Source organism: Polyangium sp. 6x1 (assembly GCF_029946515.1).
Classification (GTDB): domain Bacteria; phylum Myxococcota_A; class Polyangia; order Polyangiales; family Polyangiaceae; genus Polyangium.
On sequence record NZ_JARZHH010000093.1, the window covers coordinates 1 to 16,781 of the forward strand.

Annotated in this window: 15 protein-coding genes; 2 read left to right on the forward strand and 13 right to left on the reverse strand. The window is 67.2% G+C overall.

From position 1 onward, the window contains the following. On the forward strand, positions 1 to 1,024 hold a 1,024-nt coding region (locus tag QHF85_RS44735), incomplete at its 5' end, for a hypothetical protein (protein ID WP_281333624.1). A 27-nt stretch (positions 1,025 to 1,051) separates the two neighbouring features. Here QHF85_RS44735 and QHF85_RS44740 read toward each other — a convergent pair. The 12 genes from QHF85_RS44740 to QHF85_RS44795 all read right to left on the reverse strand — a co-directional run bounded on the left by QHF85_RS44740 (position 1,052) and on the right by QHF85_RS44795 (position 14,901). Next, complete coding sequence (locus tag QHF85_RS44740; protein WP_281333625.1) at positions 1,052 to 1,438, reverse strand: PLAT/LH2 domain-containing protein; 387 nt, start codon at positions 1,436 to 1,438, stop codon at positions 1,052 to 1,054. A 181-nt stretch (positions 1,439 to 1,619) separates the two neighbouring features. After that, positions 1,620 to 2,357 (reverse strand): N-acetylmuramoyl-L-alanine amidase, encoded by a 738-nt coding sequence (locus tag QHF85_RS44745; RefSeq protein ID WP_281333626.1) that lies wholly within the window; start codon positions 2,355 to 2,357, stop codon positions 1,620 to 1,622. Between the two features lie 21 nt (positions 2,358 to 2,378). Next, positions 2,379 to 3,095 carry an N-acetylmuramoyl-L-alanine amidase gene (locus QHF85_RS44750; RefSeq protein WP_281333627.1) on the reverse strand — a complete coding sequence of 239 codons (717 nt, stop codon included), beginning with the start codon at positions 3,093 to 3,095 and terminating at the stop codon, positions 2,379 to 2,381. Further along, entirely contained in the window at positions 3,092 to 5,239 is a 2,148-nt protein-coding gene (gene tssI, locus QHF85_RS44755; RefSeq protein ID WP_281333628.1) for a type VI secretion system tip protein TssI/VgrG, read from the reverse strand. The genes QHF85_RS44750 and tssI (QHF85_RS44755) overlap by 4 nt, the downstream gene beginning before the upstream one ends. Before the next feature lie 15 nt (positions 5,240 to 5,254). Beyond that, positions 5,255 to 6,115 carry a DUF4123 domain-containing protein gene (locus QHF85_RS44760; RefSeq protein ID WP_281333629.1) on the reverse strand — a complete coding sequence of 287 codons (861 nt, stop codon included), beginning with the start codon at positions 6,113 to 6,115 and terminating at the stop codon, positions 5,255 to 5,257. Continuing rightward, entirely contained in the window at positions 6,112 to 6,474 is a 363-nt protein-coding gene (locus QHF85_RS44765) for a PAAR domain-containing protein (RefSeq protein WP_281333630.1), read from the reverse strand. The genes QHF85_RS44760 and QHF85_RS44765 overlap by 4 nt, the downstream gene beginning before the upstream one ends. Positions 6,475 to 6,487: 13 nt before the next feature. Further along, a complete protein-coding gene (gene tssI, locus QHF85_RS44770; RefSeq protein WP_281333631.1) occupies positions 6,488 to 8,572 on the reverse strand; it encodes a type VI secretion system tip protein TssI/VgrG in 2,085 nt (694 codons plus the stop codon). A 129-nt stretch (positions 8,573 to 8,701) separates the two neighbouring features. Beyond that, positions 8,702 to 10,807 carry a type VI secretion system tip protein TssI/VgrG gene (tssI, locus tag QHF85_RS44775; RefSeq protein ID WP_281333632.1) on the reverse strand — a complete coding sequence of 702 codons (2,106 nt, stop codon included), beginning with the start codon at positions 10,805 to 10,807 and terminating at the stop codon, positions 8,702 to 8,704. 17 nt (positions 10,808 to 10,824) lie between these two features. Beyond that, positions 10,825 to 11,682 carry a DUF4123 domain-containing protein gene (locus QHF85_RS44780; RefSeq protein WP_281333633.1) on the reverse strand — a complete coding sequence of 286 codons (858 nt, stop codon included), beginning with the start codon at positions 11,680 to 11,682 and terminating at the stop codon, positions 10,825 to 10,827. After that, the gene (locus QHF85_RS44785) at positions 11,679 to 12,041 is read right to left on the reverse strand and encodes a PAAR domain-containing protein (RefSeq protein ID WP_281333634.1); all 363 of its coding nucleotides are present in this window, start codon (positions 12,039 to 12,041) and stop codon (positions 11,679 to 11,681) included. Before QHF85_RS44785 ends, QHF85_RS44780 begins: the two co-directional genes overlap by 4 nt. A 14-nt stretch (positions 12,042 to 12,055) precedes the next feature. Further along, positions 12,056 to 14,140, reverse strand: coding sequence for a type VI secretion system tip protein TssI/VgrG (gene tssI, locus QHF85_RS44790; protein WP_281333635.1), 2,085 nt, complete (start codon positions 14,138 to 14,140; stop codon positions 12,056 to 12,058). Positions 14,141 to 14,271: 131 nt separating this feature from the next. After that, the gene (locus tag QHF85_RS44795; protein ID WP_281333636.1) at positions 14,272 to 14,901 is read right to left on the reverse strand and encodes a hypothetical protein; all 630 of its coding nucleotides are present in this window, start codon (positions 14,899 to 14,901) and stop codon (positions 14,272 to 14,274) included. A gap of 325 nt (positions 14,902 to 15,226) precedes the next feature. On the opposite strand from QHF85_RS44795, the gene QHF85_RS44800 reads away from it, so the two are divergent. Continuing rightward, on the forward strand, positions 15,227 to 16,426 hold the full coding sequence (locus QHF85_RS44800) for a hypothetical protein (protein WP_281333637.1): 1,200 nt from the start codon (positions 15,227 to 15,229) through the stop codon (positions 16,424 to 16,426). Between the two features lie 7 nt (positions 16,427 to 16,433). Here QHF85_RS44800 and QHF85_RS44805 read toward each other — a convergent pair whose 3' ends face one another. Then, on the reverse strand, positions 16,434 to 16,631 hold the full coding sequence (locus QHF85_RS44805) for a hypothetical protein (protein ID WP_281333638.1): 198 nt from the start codon (positions 16,629 to 16,631) through the stop codon (positions 16,434 to 16,436). Positions 16,632 to 16,781: the final 150 nt, after the last annotated feature.

Here is a 16,781-nt window from a genome sequence, read left to right on the forward strand (position 1 = left end):
CGCGCCCGGCGGCGTGGCGCCGGGGCGCGAGACGCTCGGCACGGCGGCAGCGGCGGCCGCGGCGGCCCTCGCGGAGGCGCCGAAGGATCAGGCGTCGGACGGCGGCGCGCTCGGCGCGTCGAACGAGGCAGCAGGCGTGCGCGCGTGGAGCGCGCCGCGCCGGGAGATCCGCGCGGTCGTCGCGGAGGAGGAGGCCGCAAAGCCCGTCATCGTCCGCGAGCTGCTCCACCTCGTGTGGTTCGAGCCGAGCTTCGTGCCGCGCATTCGGCGCGTGCCCGCGTGGAAGCGCCTGCTCTCCGAGCTCGAGCAGCGCGGCGCCGACAAGGAAATCGACGACGTGCTCGCCGGCAAGGAGGCGTGGGAAATCGAGGATCGCCGCGAGATCTTCGAGATCCTCGCCCGCGCCGATCGAATGGACGACCGGAGCCTCGTGGAGCTCATGGACCACGCCATTCGCGACGACGGGAAGTACGCGACGCCGATCGTGCTCGTCGGCGGCGAGATCGAGGCGCCGTTCGACGAAATGGAGACGCTGAAGGCGCTCTCGACCGCGGCGGCGCCGCTCATCGGGCCCACGGACGAGGGGCTCAAGGCGGCCGTCGAGGCCGCGGACAAATTCATCGCGCGCTCGGGTTTGTCCTGGGCGCCGGTCGTGCCGGAGGGTTTGTCGAACCGCATTCGCGAGGCGTTCACCCGGGAGAAGAAGGGTTTGCCCGCGGACGCGCTCGACGTGCAGGCCGAGCGGGCGCTGCTCGGCGGGCGTCATTACCAGAAGCGCGAGGTGCTCGGCGGGACGTACCTGCGGCTGCTCTTGCGGATCCATTCGGACAGCCAGCCGATCGTGGCGTACGCGCCGGAGGCGGTGGCGCGCAAGCTGCCGATGTTCCGAAAATTCAGGGCGCGTATGGTGGGCGAGCTGCACCCGGCGCAGGATCAATACGAGGGGCGGGGCGAGGCGCTGCGCGCGCTCGCGCTCGGCACGGTGACGGTGCCGGAGCGAGGGACGGCCGGGGCCAAGACTTGAGGGGCCCGACGTCGTGCGCGGGCGCGCTCATTGCGCGGAGCAGGTGCCCTCGTGCCGGCCACGGAGGGGACAGTACACGGTCGGTGGCCATTCCGAGTCGCCGTCAATGAAGGCGCTGTAGTTGACGCGCCAGCTCGCGCCGGTGGCCACGTCCGTCACCTTGATCCACTCGAAGCACCATCCGTCATTGCCACTGATGCGGACGACCATGTTCTCGATCGTCCCGAGGTTCTGGGCGCTGACCCGGTAGACGTCGGTGGCCCCCGTTTCGAAGTCGTCGCGTGACGGGGAGTGCAGGTGGTGATTGGTAAGCCGGCCCGAGCTCCCGTTGATCGAGAGATAAATGTAGGATTCGTCGTTGTCGGCGTCCTCCACGCTGCACGTCTTCGCGGCGATCAAATAGTCGCGTGCCATGGCGGCAGGGCTCCACGCCAGCGCTGCCAGGACCCACAGGAAAGTCGTATTTCGTCGCATGAGCTCGCCTCCTCGACGAAAACCTCGGGCCGATGCGAGGTGTCGTCGAGTCTGCCGGGCCTGCCACGATCACCGCGCAAAACTGGAAACGGTGGCGGAATGGATCGGTGACGGGCGACGATCAGCGATTCGTCGGTCGGGGACGCGGTATCGGCACATTGGCGGGCGTCTGGGTCGCCGCCTTCGCCGGCGTGGCCGAAAAGATGGACTTGTTCGCAATGACGAAATCGGCGACGCTGTCGGCGATCTCCTGGGCGATCGCGTCTCCCTGGTTCATGCAGGCCGTGCGATCCGCGTCGTTCGTGATGAACCCGAGCTCGATCAGGATCGAGGCCTTCGTCTCCGGGCCGAAGTATTTAAGGTTGATCACGTAGAGGTTGTCGCGGGACTTGGCGCCGCGGCTCTTGACGATCTTGGCGCGCCCCGCGACCGTCGACGCGAGCGTCTTCGAATGGGCATAACTCGGGTGATAAAGCGCCGATTGGCCCGAGGCCGACGCGCCGGCCGCGTCGAGGTGAAGGCTGATGAAGATGTTCGCCTTCTTCTCCTTGGCGATCGCGACGCGCCATTTGAGCCTCGGCAAGACGTCGGTGATCTCGCCCTCGCGCGTCAGGTACACGGCCTTGATGCAGTCCGTCTTCGCTTCGAGCTTCGATTTCAGCTTCTTGCCGACGTCGAGCGCGATGTTGCTCTCGTAGATCGTGCCGGAGACGGCGCCGGGGTCGACGGGGTTTTTCGCCTTGAGGCGGTCGCCGTGGCCGGGGTCGATCACCACGATGATGGCGCAGCTCTGAACGGCATTGCCGTCGCTCTGCGCACCCGCGACCGCTTGTTGTTGCTCGCTGGATATGGTCGCCATGACGGGATCGAGCCTCCGAGGTCAGACGCAAAGAATGGCGCGATTGGCGCTCACGTAGGAGCAGATCCCATCGCAGAGCCAGCCGGCGATGTTGTCCTTGTTGTCGACGACCGCCTTGCGGTCCCCATCATTCGAGACGAAGCCGAGCTCGAACAGCGCGGCGGCCTTCACCGATTGAAAGATCGTGGCGTCGCGGACCTTTCCGAGTTTCCTGGACGTCCACGGGTACGTGGCGAGCACGCTGAGGCCTTCCGTCTTGACGGGCGGCTTGCGCTCCGCGATCGGCAGCTTGTAGGCCGCGAACAGCGTGGCGGCGAACTTCGCGCTCTCCGCCTTGTTCGACGACTTGTGGTTGTAGAAGACCTCTTTGCCGTTGGCCGAGGTCTTCTCGTTGGCGTTCAGGTGAAGGCTGAGGAAGACGTCGCACTTCTTGGCCACCGCGACCTGCTGGCGCCACAGGAGCCTTTCCTGCGAGGGGTTGTCGACGTTGCCCTCGCGGGTCAGGTGCACCGATTCGATGAGATCGGTCTTCGCAGCGAGCTTGCCCTTCAAGAGCTTCGAGATGTCGAGGACGACGTCGGCCTCGTTGAGGCCTCCGCCGACGGCCCCCGGGTCGATGGTGGTGCTCTCGTCGTGCGAGTCGCCGTGCCCCGGATCGATCACCACGACGACGGTGCACCGTTGCACTCCATTGCCCGTGCCTGCGACCTGCTGCTGCTGCTCCTCCCCGACGTTCATATCGGGATCGAACTCCCGTCCCCGTCGGCCGGATCGGCGATGGTGTATTGCGGCGAGGGCGCATGATCGTCCGGGCTCTCGCCCGAGGTCTTCTGCTCCTCTTCCTTCTCCTCGAAGGGCGACTCGGGCTTCGAGCCGCTGCCGTCGCCGGGCTCGCCGCGCTCGTTGATCCACACCATCGTGCCCGAAATGGTGACGCCGGCGCCGTCGATCTTGATGAAGCCGCCGGGGGCCTTGATCGTGGCCGCGCCGCCCGCCTCGCCGACCCACTCCTCGCCGGCCACGTGGTGAATCTCTTGGCCCGCCCGGAGCGCGCTGCGCCCCTCGACCTTCTCGTGCCGGCTCTTCTTCACGGTAAGGGATTGCTTGCCGTCGACGCGCTCGCGCCGGCTCCCCTTCACCACGAGGTGGACGTCTTTGTTGTACGTCTCGTTCTTGTTTTGCTTCGTGATCTCGTCGTAATCCTTGCCGACCCAGAACTTGCGATTACCGAGGGTCTGCTCGGATTCGTCGTTCTTCACGAGCTTTTGCCGGTCGTGGACGATCGTGGCGAACTCGTCGTTGTTGACGTTCCGGTTGCGGTCCTTCTGCGCCTGCTGCCAGACGAGCTCTTTTTGCGCGAGATCCTCGAGCATGATCTCGTTGAACCCGTCCGAGCCGAGCGAGGAGTCGCTCTTCCACGTGCTGCGCGTCTTGTCCTGCGGCAGCTTGTACGGGACCTGCTGGGCGGCGTTGTAAACGCGACCCACGATGATCGGGTGGTCCGGGTCGCCTTCGAGGTACGAAATCAACACCTCGTGGCCGATGCGGGGCACGGTGATCATGCCGTACCCCATGCCGCCCCAGCCCTGGCTCACGCGGACCCAGCAGGAGCTTTGCTCGCTCTTCTGGCCCTCGCGATCCCAGTGGAATTGCACGCGGACGCGGCCGAACTCGTCGACGTGGATCTCCTGGCCCGAGGGGCCGACGACCGTCGCGCTTTGCAGGCCGTGGATGCGCGGCTTCGGGGTTTGTCGCGCCGGACGATAGGGCGCCTCGGCGAAGAACGCGTGGCCGTAGAAGCTGAAATCGCCGGTGTCCGTGCCTTCGATCGAGGCGCCGACGACGAGGAATTGGCGGCTCTCCGGGAGCGCCGAATGCGGATGGCGCCCCATCGTGAAGATGACGCCGGGCGCGAGGTCGAACGTGTTCGCCGAAAACGAGATCATCCGCTCGCCGGTGCGCTCGGCTTCGAGGACACGCGTCGAGAGCTCGGTGCCGTATTTCCCGTCGTGCCGCGCGAAGCCACGATCGTCGGCGTTCGGCGTGCCCTCGGCCTTGCCCGTCTCGACGAGGAAGGAGCCCGCGTCGTAATGGTACTGCTCGAGCTTGCCCTCGATGCCGGCCGTGGGCTCGGCCTTGCCGAAGAGGGCGAGGTCGGGCTTGCGAGGGTCGTAATCGCGGAACGTGGCCGCGCCAGGGCGGACCTCGCGGCCGAAGCGCACGCGGCTGATGAACTCCTTTTCGGCCGCCTCGTTCGGGTTGTCGACGTACGGGATCGGCGGGCCGGAGCGCGGCGGGTTCGTCTGGATGCGATCGCCGAAGACGAGCGTCGTGCCGCGCTCGGGGTGCTCGCTCAGCGTATACGCGATGCCCGCCTCTTCGAGGAGGCGGCACAGGAAGGCGTAATCGGTCTCGCGGTACTGGACCTTGTAATCGAGCTTCGGGTACCGCTCGCGCTCGATGCGCCAGGTCGGCTGGATGTTCCACTCGCCGAGGAGCTTGTCGATGATGTCCGGAATCGAGAGCTGCTGGTAGATTCGATTGCCCTGGCGATGCGTGAGCAGCCAGAGCTCCGGCACGATGTGGACGTGGTACGTCGAGAGCCCGTCCTCGGCGCTGACCTCTTGCAGCGCGTGCGCCTGCTCGGCGCGGGCCACAATGCCGGTCCACGTGCGCTGGGCGCCGCCATGCACGTGGGCATACCCGGCGTGGAGGCGGAAGCCCGCGGGAAAACCGACCGCCGCCCCGAGGTCGAGGCTATGGTCGGGCGAGCGGACGAGGAGGTGAATCGAGAACAGGTTCGAGACCGATTCCCGGACGGAGAAGCGCCGCACGTAGAGGTCGCGTTGACCGGAGGCGAGGGAGAGCTCGAGGTTTGCCACGGCATTGACTCCGAATCAGAGGGGCCTTACGAGCGGCGAGAGCGAGAGGTCCTCTTCCTCGACGAAGATTTCCTCCATGCCGGCCGAGAACTCCTGGCATTGCGCGGGGCTGCAGGTCGGCCAGAAGACGCGGAACACGCCCGGATCGTAGAAGCGGAAGTAGACCTTCTCGTTCGTCGATTCGAGCGTCACCATCAAGAAGCGACGCCAGTGCCGCCGCACTTCCACGAACTTGTCGTAGCTCGTGCAGAAGATGCCCCAGCGGTTGCCGAAGCCCTCCGCGAGGAGACGGTCGAGCAGCGCCGAATCCTTGCGGAACGGGCCCACGAGGTACGGCGCGACGTCTTCGAGCGTCTCGCCCTGCAGGCCGTCGTAGAGCGATTGGTGCGGCTCGACGCCCTCGCGCAGCACTTCGAGGATACGGCGGTCGCGCGCGCCGTCGACGATCGCATAAAGCGGCGCCTTCGCCGCCTCCGCGCGCAAACGCTCGCACGCACGCGCGGCGGCCTCGAGGCGCGCCTCTTCGTCCTCGGGCGAGCGTTCGAGCTTGCGCCGCGGCGGCTTCGTCTTGCCCTCGACGTACACCAAGAAATCGGTCTCGCCCGCCTGAATCCAGCCGCCGTGCGGGACCTCGCCTTGCGTGGCCGCTTGCCCGCCGAGGCGCGTCCCGCCCTGGCTTCCGAGATCACGCAGGAGGCACAACGCGCCGTCCCATTGCAGCTCGAAATGCGTGCCCGACATCTGCCCGTCGTGCTGGACGACGAGGTCCGCGAGCTCGGTCCGGCCGACCTTCAGCGCGTGGCCCGCCTCGACGGCCTTTTTCGTGCCGGCGAGCTTGCCATAACGCACCTCGACGATGAGCCGAGGCTCGGTCACGACCCGTCCCTCCCGGCCTTCTGCCGCGCGGCGCGCTCGGCCGCCTTGCGGGCGCAGTCCTCGCAGAAAGGTTTGTCCGTCTGGAGGACTGCCATCGGATTGGAGCCGATGATGACCGTGGGGCAGCCCGACGCGATCGTGCCGCCGTGGTTCGTGGGGTCGCCTTTTCGCGCGGCGTCCTTGCCGCCGATGATGACGGTGGGCTCGCCGGCGGAGATGGCGGCGCCGCAGGCCTCGGCGTCGGTGACGCGCGCTTGCGGTTGATAGCCGACGATGACCGTGTCCTCGCCCTGGACGATGACGTTCGGCGGATGAATCCCGCAGTTGTGGCGATCCGTGACTCGTGCAGCAGGAGGCATTTTCGTGGCTCCTTTATTGCGCGATGAGCGTCTTGCTCACGTCGTCGACGACCGCCTCGATCGCCGCGTCCGGCTTCTCCGGCGACGCACCCGAGCCCTGGCCCGCCGCGCCGCCGCTGTTGATGTAGACCTTCGTGCCGCGGATCGTGACGCCGCTGCCGTCGATGCGGATGAACCCGCCCGGGCCCTTCAGCGTGAGATCTTCGGCCTCGATCACGAGCGCCGTGCCCGCCTTGATGTGGAGCTCCTTCGACACCGCGAGCGCGTGATTCTCGCCGATGAGCTCGTGCCGGTCGCCCTTCACTTCGAGCGATTGATTGCCCTCGATGCGCTGGTTGCGCTTGCCCTGCACGTGCAGGTGGCTGTTGCCCTCGACGCGCTCGCGTTTGTCCTGCTTGATGACGATGTCCTGGTCCTTGCCGACGAACACCTTCACGAAGCCGATCGTCTTGTCCTGCTCGTCGTTCGAGACGAGCTTCTGCCGATCGTGGCCAATCGTGATCGTCTCGTCGTTTTTCACGAGCCTGCGCCGGTTCTTTTGCGCCTGCTCCCAGACGAGCTCCTGACCCTTGAGATCCTCGAACATGATCTCGTTGAAGCCGCCGCCGCCGAGCGAGGTGTCGCTCTTCCACGTCGAGCGCGTCTTGTTGTCGGGCAGCTTGTACGGGACGGCCTGCTTCGCGTTGTAGACGCGGCCCACGATGATCGGCTGATCCGGATCGCCGTCGAGGAAGCCGACCATCACCTCGTGCCCGATGCGCGGGATCACGATCATGCCATACCCCGTGCCCGCCCAGCCCTGGCTCACGCGGATCCAGCAGGAGCTATTGTCGTCGTTTTTCCCCTCGCGATCCCAGGGGAACTGCACGCGCACGCGGCCGAACTCGTCGGTGTGAATCTCCTGGCCGGAGGGGCCCACGACGACCGCGCTCTGCACGCCCTCGACCTTCGGCTTCGTCGTCTTCTGCTGCGGTCGGTACGGCGCGTCCGTGAACACGGCCGTGCCCGACATGGTCCACTCCTCGCCCGGCGTGCCCTCCACGGAGAACTCCGTGACGAGCAGGCGTTTGTCGTCGCCGAGCTCGGCGTGAGGGTGTTTGTCGACGGCGAAGATTTGCCCCGGCCAGAGATCGATCGTGTTCGTCTCGAATCCGATCGTGCGCTTGTCCGCGCGCGTGCCGCCGAGCATGCGATCGGCGCGCTCCTTGCCGAACCCCTGATCGTACCGAGCCGTGCCCTTGTCGTCCGCGGTCGGCGTGCCGCCGCCGCCCTTGCCGTTCTCCACGAGCGTGGCGCCCGGCTGGTAATGGTACTGCTCGTACTTCGCCTCGGGCCCCTCCGCCTTCGGCGCGTCGCCGAAGAGCGCGAACATCGGATTCCGGAAGTCGTAGTCGCGAATCGTGTGCGCGCCCGGCCGGACGATGTGCGTGAGGCGGACCTTCGAGAGGTACTCCTTCTCGGATTCGCGGTTCGGGTTGTCCACGTAGGGCAGCGCGCCGCCGGGGCGCGCGGGGTTTGCTTCGAGGCGATCGCTCAGCGTGAGCTTCGAGCCCTTCGCGTCGTCGTCCGGGAACGTGTACGAGATGCCCGCCTCTTCGAGCAGGCGGCTCACGAAGGCGAAATCGGTCTCGCCGTACTGGACCTTGTACTCGAGCTTCGGGTAGCGGCCCCGATCGATCTCCCACTTCGCCTCGACGCTCCACTCGCCGAGCAGGCGATCGACGATGTCGGGGATCGAGAGGTGCTGGTAGATGCGATAGCCGCGCCGCTGCGTGAGCAGCCACATCGTCGGCACGATGCGCAGCGAATACGTCGAGAGCTCCTTGCCCTGGCCGCCCGGCTGCACCGCGTGCACCTGCTCGATCGAGCTCACCACGCCGCTCCAGAGCCGCGCGCCGCCGAGGCGCGCGTACGCCCAGCCGCTCACGACGCGGAGGCTCGCCGGCTGCCCGACGATCCCTTCGAGATCGATCGAGGGGCTCTCCGAGCGCGCCATCACGTTCACGCTGAACAAGCTCGAGACGCTCTCTTGCACCGAGAAGTGGCGCACCGACAACGACGTCTCACCAGATGCGAACGATAGCTCCAAGATCGGCATGAAAGCCGCCTCCTCGCCGTGACCGCCAGGACCAATGCGCGTACTGTCCGATTTTTGGCACCGGCACCCTAAACCGGCTCGGCGGTCGGGCTCAAGCTCAAAATGGGCGCAAATTCGTGTCGCTTTGCGTCAATGCTCGCAGCTCGTCTCTTCGTCGCCGAGCTGGCCGGACACGTCGCCCACGTCCTCGTCTTGTTTCGGGCCCGTGGCCTCGCCGAAGTCGGGGCCCTCGGGCTTGGCGCCGCGGCCCTTGCCAGGCGATCCCCGCTCGTTGATCCACACCATCGTGCCCGAGATCGTAACGCCGCCGCCATCAATCCGAAGGAAGCCGCCCGGCCCTTTCACGGTCGCGTCGCCGCCGCCCTCGCCGACCCAGGTTTCGCCGGCCACGTGGTGCACGTCGCTCCCGGCGCGCAACGCGAGGTTGCCATTGACCTTCTCCTGAAGGTCTTTTTTCACCGTGAGGGAATGCTTACCCGTGACCTCTTCACGTCGGCTGCCTTTCACGACGAGGTGCGCGTTTTTTTCGATCCACTCGTGCTTGTTCGTTTTCGTGACCGCATCGAGATCCTTGCCGACCCAGAGCTTCTGGTTGCCCTCGATGTGCTCGCGCTCGTCGTTCTTCACGAGCTTTGTACGGTCGTGAACGATCGTTGCGAACTCGTCATTTTCGACCTTGCGCCGGCGGTCTTTTTGCGCTTGCTGCCAGACGAGCTCCTTCTCGGCGAGGTCCTCGAACATGATCTCGTTGAAGCCGCCGCCGCCGAGCGAGGTGTCGCTCTTCCACGTGCTGCGCGTCTTGTGCTGCGGCAGCTTGTACGGGACCTGTTGCAATGCATTGAAGACGCGGCCGACCACCTCGGGCTGGTCCGGGTCGCCTTCGAGGAAGACGACGAGCACCTCCTGGCCGATGCGCGGGAGGTTCAGCATTCCATACCCGAGGCCGCCCCAGCCTTGATTGACGCGGATCCAGCACGAGCTGTCGTCGTCGCGTTTGCCCTCGCGATCCCAGGGGAGCTGCACGCGGACACGGCCGTATTCGTCGGTGTGGATCTCCTGGCCGGCGGGGCCGACGACCGTGGCGCTCTGCACGCCGTGGATGAGGGGTTTGGGGGTTTTCTTCGGCGGGCGATACTTGTAATCGGCGAAGAAGGCGCGCGCGCTCATCTCGAACTCGCCCGTGTCCGTGCCGGAGAGCTTGCTCTCGACGACGAGGAGCGAGCGTCCCTCGGGCAACTCCGGGTGCGGATGGCGCGCGATCGAGAAGACGACGCCGGGCGAGAGGTCGAGCGTGTTGCCCTCGATGTGCACGTCACGGTGATCGACGCGGGCCGCTTCGAGCGTGCGGCGGGCGAGGTCGTAGCCATGGCCGTGGTCGTGCCGGGCGAACCCTTTGTCGTCGGCGACGGGCGTGAAGCCGGCCTTGCCGAGCTCGGCGAGGAAGGAGCCTGCGTCGTAATGGTACTGTTCGAGCGGTTTTTCCACGCCGCTGTGGGGCGAGGCGAGCGCCGCGAGCTCGAGCTCGGGGTGGCGCGGGTCGTAATCGCGGTACGCGACCGCGCCGGGACGGACGGCGCGGCCGATGCCGACCTTTTTGACGTACTCCTGCTCGGCGGCGGCGTTCGGGCTGTCGACGTAAGGAATGGGCGGGCCCTTCCGCTTCGGCCCCGCTTCGAGCGCGTCGCTGAAGACGAGCCGGCCGCCGTCCTCGAAGACGAACGCAATGCCGGCCTCCTCCAGGAGGCGCGAGACGAAGTCGTAATCGGTCTCCGCGTACTGGACCTTGAATTCGAGCTTGGGATACGCGCCGCCGTCGACGCGCCATTCGCCGCCGATCCCGAATTCGCCGAGGACACGCTTGACGATGTCGGGGATGGAGAGGTGCTGGAAGATGCGATTGCCGCGGCGCTGGGTCAAAAGCCAGAGGTCGGGGACGATGCAGAGGACGTAGGTGGAGAGGCCGTCCTCGGCGCCGACCTCCTGCAAGGCCTCGACCTGCTCCGCATAGGAGACGATCCCCGCGAGCGCGCGCGCGCCACCGCCCGCGACGTGTTCGTATCCGGCCTGCATCCGGAAGGAGGCGGGCTTGCCGACGATGGAGGAGAAATCGAGGCTATGGTCGCGCGAGCGGACGAGGAGCGAGACCGTGAAGAGCTCGGAGACGCGCTCATCCATGGAGAAATGACGGACGAAGAGCTCGTGTTCTCCCGCGACCTTCAGTTCCAGGATGGCCATTGTAAAGCTCCAGTGCGTCAGCGTGGCAGGCGGAGGAGCGAGAGGTCCTTGCCCTCGGCGAAGATGTCCCCGAGCGTCCCGTAGAGCTCGGTCCGTTGCGGGGCATTACACGTCGGCCAGAAGACCCGCGCGACCCCGGGGTCGTAGAAACGGAAATAGACCTGCTCGCCGGTCTCGTCGAGCAGGGCCATCAAGAAGCGCCGGAAATGGCGGCGCACCTCGACGAACTTCTCGTCGCTCGTGCAATAGATGCCCCAGCGCTTGCCGAAGCCCTCGCGCACGAGGCGATCGAGCAGCGCGGAGTCGCGGCGCATGGGGCCCACGAGGTACGGCGCGACGTCCTCGAACGTCTCGCCCTGCGGGCCGTCGTAGAGCGAGCGGTGCGGCTCGACGTGCTCGCGGACGAGGCCGAGGATGCGGCGATCGCGGGCCATGTCGAGGACGGCATAAAGAGGTTTGTCCCCCGCGAGCGAGCGCAAGGAGAAGAGCGCCTGTTCGGCCGCGAGGGCGCGGGCCTGTTCGCGCGCGAGCTCGTCGTCGTCGAGGAAATCAGCCGGCGGATTCGTCCTGCCCTCGACGTAGACCATGAAATCGGTCTCGCCCGCCTGAATCCAGCCGCCGTGCGGGACCTCGCCCTGCGTGGCGTCCTTTCCGCCGAGGCGCGTGCCGCTCTGGCTGTGGAGGTCCCGCAAGACGCAACGAGCGCCGTCCCATTGCAGCTCGAAATGCGCGCCCGACATCTGCATGTCGTGTGCGATCACGAGATCGGCGAGGTCGGTCCGGCCCACGCGCAGGGCGCGGCCGGCCTCGACGACGGTCTTCGTGCCGGCGAGCTTGCCATAACGCACCTCGACGATGAGCCGAGGCTCGGTCACGACGCGTCCCTCCCGGCCTTCTGCCGCGCGGCGCGCTCGGCCGCCTTGCGGGCGCAGTCCTCGCAGAAAGGTTTGTCCGTCTGGAGCACTGCCATCGGATTGGAGCCGATGATGACCGTTGGGCAGCCCGACGCGATCGTGCAGCCGTGGTTCGTGGGGTCGCCTTTTCGCGCGGCGTCCTTTCCGCCGATGATGACGGTGGGCTCGCCGGCGGAGATCGCCGCGCCGCAAGCCTCGGCGTCGTCGACGCGCGCTTGTGGTTGATAGCCGACGATGACCGTGCCCTCACCCTCGACGATGACGTTCGGCGGGTGAATCCCGCAGACGTGTCGATCCGTGATGCGCGCGGCAGGAGGCATCGCCCGGCTCCTTCCTATTGCCCGATCAGGGTCTTGCTCACGTCGTCGACGACCGCCTCGGCCGCCTCGGCCGGCGCCTCGGGCGAGGCGCCCTTGCCTTCGCCGGGGGAGCCGCCGCTGTTGATCCAGACCTTCTTGCCGCGGATCGTGACGCCGGCGGAGTCGATGCGGATGAACCCGCCCGGGCCCTTCAGCGTGAGATCACTCGCCGCCTCGATGACGACGGCCGAGCCCGCCGCGACGTGGATGTCCTGCGCCACCGCGAGCGCGTGGTTTTTCCCGACGAGCTCGTGCCGATCGCCCTGCACGACGAACGAACGGTTGCCCTCGACGGCCATGCTCTGCTTGCCCCAGACGCGCAGGTGATCGTCGCCCTCGACGCGCTCGCGTTTGTCCTGCTTGACGACGATGTCCTGGTCCTTGCCGACGTAGACCTTGAGGAAGCCGAGCGTCTTTTCCTGCTCGTCGTTCTGCACGAGCTTCTGCCGATCATGGCCGATCGTGATGGTCTCGTCGTTCTTGACGAGCCTGCGCCGGTTCTTCGCCGCGTGCTCCCAGACGAGCTCCTGATCCTTCAGATCCTCGAACATGATCTCGTTGAAGCCGTCGCCGCCCTGCGAGGTGCTCGTCTTCCACGCCGAGCGTGTCTTGTTCTCGGGCAGCTTGTACGGGACGGCCTGCTTCGCGTTGTAGACGCGGCCCACGATGATCGGCTGATCCGGATCGCCGTCGAGGAAGCCGACCAGGACCTCCTGCCCGACGCGCGGGATCACGATCATGCCGTACCCCGTGCCCGCCCAGCCCTGGCTCACGCGGATCCAGCAGGAGCTGTCGTCGTCGTTCTGGCCGTCGCGATCCCACGGGAACTGCACGCGGACGCGGCCGAACTCGTCGGTGTGGATCTCCTGGCCAGACGGGCCGACGACGCGCGCGCTCTGCACGCCCTCGACCTTCGGCTTCGGCGTCCTCTGCTGCGGCCGATGGGGCGCGTCCGTGAACACGGCCTGCCCCGACATGTGCCACTCCTCGCCCGGCGTGCCCTCGACGGCGAAGCGCGTGACGAGCAGGCGCGTCTCGTCGCCGAGCAGCGCGTGCGGGTGCTTGTCGATGCGGAAGATCTGGCCCGGCCAGAGGTCGATCGTGTTCGTGTCGAAGGAGACGGCGCGACGATCGCCGCGCGCGCCGCCGAGCAAACGCGCCGCGCGATCCTTGCCGTGCGACTCGACGTACCGCGCGGTGCCCTTGTCGTCCGCGGCCGGCGTGCCGCCGCCTTTGCCGCCCTCGATCAGCGTGGCGCCGGGCTCGTAATGGTACTGCTCGTACTTGGCCTCGTTGCCCTCGGCCTGCTGGGCCTCGCCGAAGAGGGCATACCCCGGATTCCGGAAATCGTAGTCGCGAACGACGTGCGCGCCGGGCCGCACGGCCTGCGAGAGGCGGACCTTGGAGAGGTACTCTTTCTCCGACGCGCGGTTCGGGTTGTCGACGTACGGCAGCGCCGGGCCAGGGCGGAGCGGGTTCGCTTCGAGGCTGTCGCCGAGCGTGAGCTTCGAGCCCTTCGCGTCGTCGTCGGGGAACGTGTACGCGATGCCCGCCTCTTCGAGCAGGCGGCTCACGAACGCGAAGTCGCTCTCGCCGTACTGGACCTTGTACTCGAGCTTGGGATAACGGCCGCGATCGACGGCCCAGGCGCGCTCGAGGTTCCACGCGTCGAGCACGCGATCGACGATGTCGGGGATGGAGAGGTGCTGGAAGATCTTGTAGTTGCGGCGCTGGGTGAGGAGCCACAACGTGGGGACGATCGTGAGCGAATAGGTGGAGAGCTCCTTGCCCTGTCCCCCCGGCTGGACGGCGTGCACCTGCTCGATGGAGTTGACGATGCCCGACCAGAGCCGCGCGCCGCCGAGGCGCGCGTAGAGCCAGCCGCTCACGACGCGGAGGCTCGCGGGCTTGCCGATGATCGCCTCGAGGTCGATGCCGGGGCTCTCGGACCGAGCCATCACGGACACGGTGAACAAGCTCGAGACGGCCTCCTGCACCGCGAAATGGCGCACGGACAAGGACGTCTCTCCACACGCGAACGAAAGCTCGAGAATCGGCATGAAAGCCGCCTCCTGGGGGGCGGGGCGAGTCTAGAGCGGGGTTTTCGCGGAGGGAAGGGTAAACTGGGAGGGCGGGGGTGCTCCTGCCCAGCCGTGGGCCTTCGCCTCCACGCTCTCGCGTGGTCACCCGGTCACTTGACGACGCTGTACATCGTGGTGCTTATCTGCTTCTTGGCCGTTTCTTCATCCAGCGAGACACCACTCGGCCCGCAGGCCATGCAAGGCGTGCTGTAGCTGCCGACGTACTCGCCGTTCCGGTAATAGTCGAAGTCCCAGCGGAGATAGCTGCCCCCGGAATCGATGCAGTTGTGGCAGAATTTGATGTGCGCGTTGTATTGCGTGCATTCGGAGTCGTTGTAACAGCCGTAGGCCGTCAGCCTGAACTCGTCCCGGTCCTTCTGCTTCTTGTTGTTGTTCTCCGCCTCCTTTTGATTGGCCCAGGCCGCCTTTTGCTGTTTCTTCGAGAGCTGGGTCCATTTCTTTCCCGAGTATCCAGGCGGGGGACTGCTGGTGTCGACGCTGCGCTGGATCGTGGCCGGGTGCGGCGCGCTCGCGGCGCGGACCGAGACCTGGGACGCGAGGAGCCCGGCGAAGGCCGTGGAGGCGAGCTTTGCCTGCACCGGCGTCGTCTCCTCGCAGCACGGCCCTCCACAGTCGCAGGGGTCGTCGACAATCACATCCAGCGTCCGGGGCGCTTCGGGTGTGCCCGCGCGGACGAGCTTCAAGAGGAGCGCCTTTCCGGCGTTTGTCGTGGCCGCCATGGCCCGGGGCTGCGCCGCCGTGGCGGCGTGCGGAGAGAGCCGGGGCTGCGCTACCGTGGCGGCGTGCGGAGAGAGCCGGGGCTGCGCCACCTTGGCCGCGTGCGGAGAGAGTCGAGGCTGCGCCACCTGGGCCGCGTGCGGCTGCCTGCCCGTGTCAGGCGAGGGGCGCTCGGTCGAAGGTGAGGAGCGCGGATTTTTCGGTCTGTTTTGCATCGGCCCGTCCCACCGTCCAGCAGTAGAACAGGCACCGGAGAATCATCAAATTTACGGCGCTCGTGGCGCGCCGAGACATCGCTCGTGGCGCGCCCATGTGGTATCTACGGGCGTGCCCCCGTTCCTGGAGCGTTACCTCGATCCGGCGCCCATTCGAGCGCGCGGCGCCTACAAGGTCGTCTCCGCGAGGCGCGCGGACGACCGTACGCCGTGCACGGTCGTGCTCCCCGGGCCGGCCGCGAATACGAGGCAAATCGCCGAGGCGTTCGCCTGCGTGGAGCGGACGCACGCGCAGCTCGATCATCCGCGGATCCCGAAGGTCACGTTTCGTGGCGAGGCGCAAGGCACGCCGTTCCTGGAGCTCGATTGCGACGCCGTCGTCGACGGGCACGAAATGCTCTGCGCGATGGCCGACTCGGAGCAGAAAATCGCTTATGGCGCGGCCGACGGGTTCATCGTGGGGCTGCGCATGGCGCTGCAGGCGGCGCACGCCGAGCGGGATCCGCACACAGGGGCGCCGATCTGCCTCGGCCGCATTTCCCTCGGCAATGTGCTGTTCAACGCCCGCGGCCAGTTCTACCTCGTGGGGTTCGGCAGGAATTTCCCCGTGGAGAAGGACGACGGGACCTGCGACGGCTCCCTCACGTCGTACCAGGCGCCGGAGCTCGCGATGCAGGGGAGCCCCTCGCCGATGGGCGATTACGTGGCGCTCGTGCTCTTCATGCGCTCGCTGATGCCATACGTGGAGATCTCGGACGCCGTGGGGCGCATCGTGCGGGGCGAGCTCCAGCCGTCGGACGCCGAGCTCGTCGATTGTTTGCGCTGGGTGGAGCAACGCGTGCTGGGCGAGCTGCCGGCGCTGCGGGCGAGCATGGAGGAGGCCATCGAGGTGGCCGACCGCATCCGCGCCTGCGCGGGCGCGAAGCCGGAGCCGGAGGCGTTCGAGGCGCACGTGGCCGCGCTGCTCGCGCGCGCGGCGGGACGATCCGGCCCGGAGCCGACGCTCATGCTCGGAAAGGACGCGGCATGGGTGGCGGGATCGGACGGAGAGCGGCGAAGGCTCGGCCGGGCGCAGCGACGCATTTTGCTCGCGCTCGTCGAGCGGCAAAAGGCGGGGTCGAGCGAGCCGCTCACGATGTGGGAGCTGCTCGAAGCGGGGTGGCCCGGCGAGCGGCCGAGCTTCGAGGTGGGCGCGAACCGGGTCTACGTGGCGCTCACGCGGCTGCGGCATTTCGGGCTGCGCGAGGTGATCGAGCGATTCGAGGACGGCTATCGCCTGGCGCCGAACGCCGTGGTGCGCGTCGTCGATTGAGGCGCCGTCAAGGCGCGGGCTCTTTCACCGGCTCGGGATCGAGCGTCTCGATGGGATCGGTCGTGCCCGTCCCCGGATTCGTGGCGGACGCCGGCGGGCATTTGGGGGGCGTGTCGCCGCCTGCGCCGCTCCATCCGCACGATTTGCACCTCACCCAGCCGACCGAGCCGAAAGGTCCTTTGATTGCTTCCAAGCTATGAGCCATGGGCGTTCTCCTTCGAGGTCCGATGACCTCTCGAAGGATCGATATCACCCGGCGGCTCGGTGGTGTTCTTACAGGACCTTTCAATCGGGAGCGATCCGGCAGGAGGGCCCAGCGAGCCGCACGGGCAGAGGCGGGATGTGCGGCTCGCCG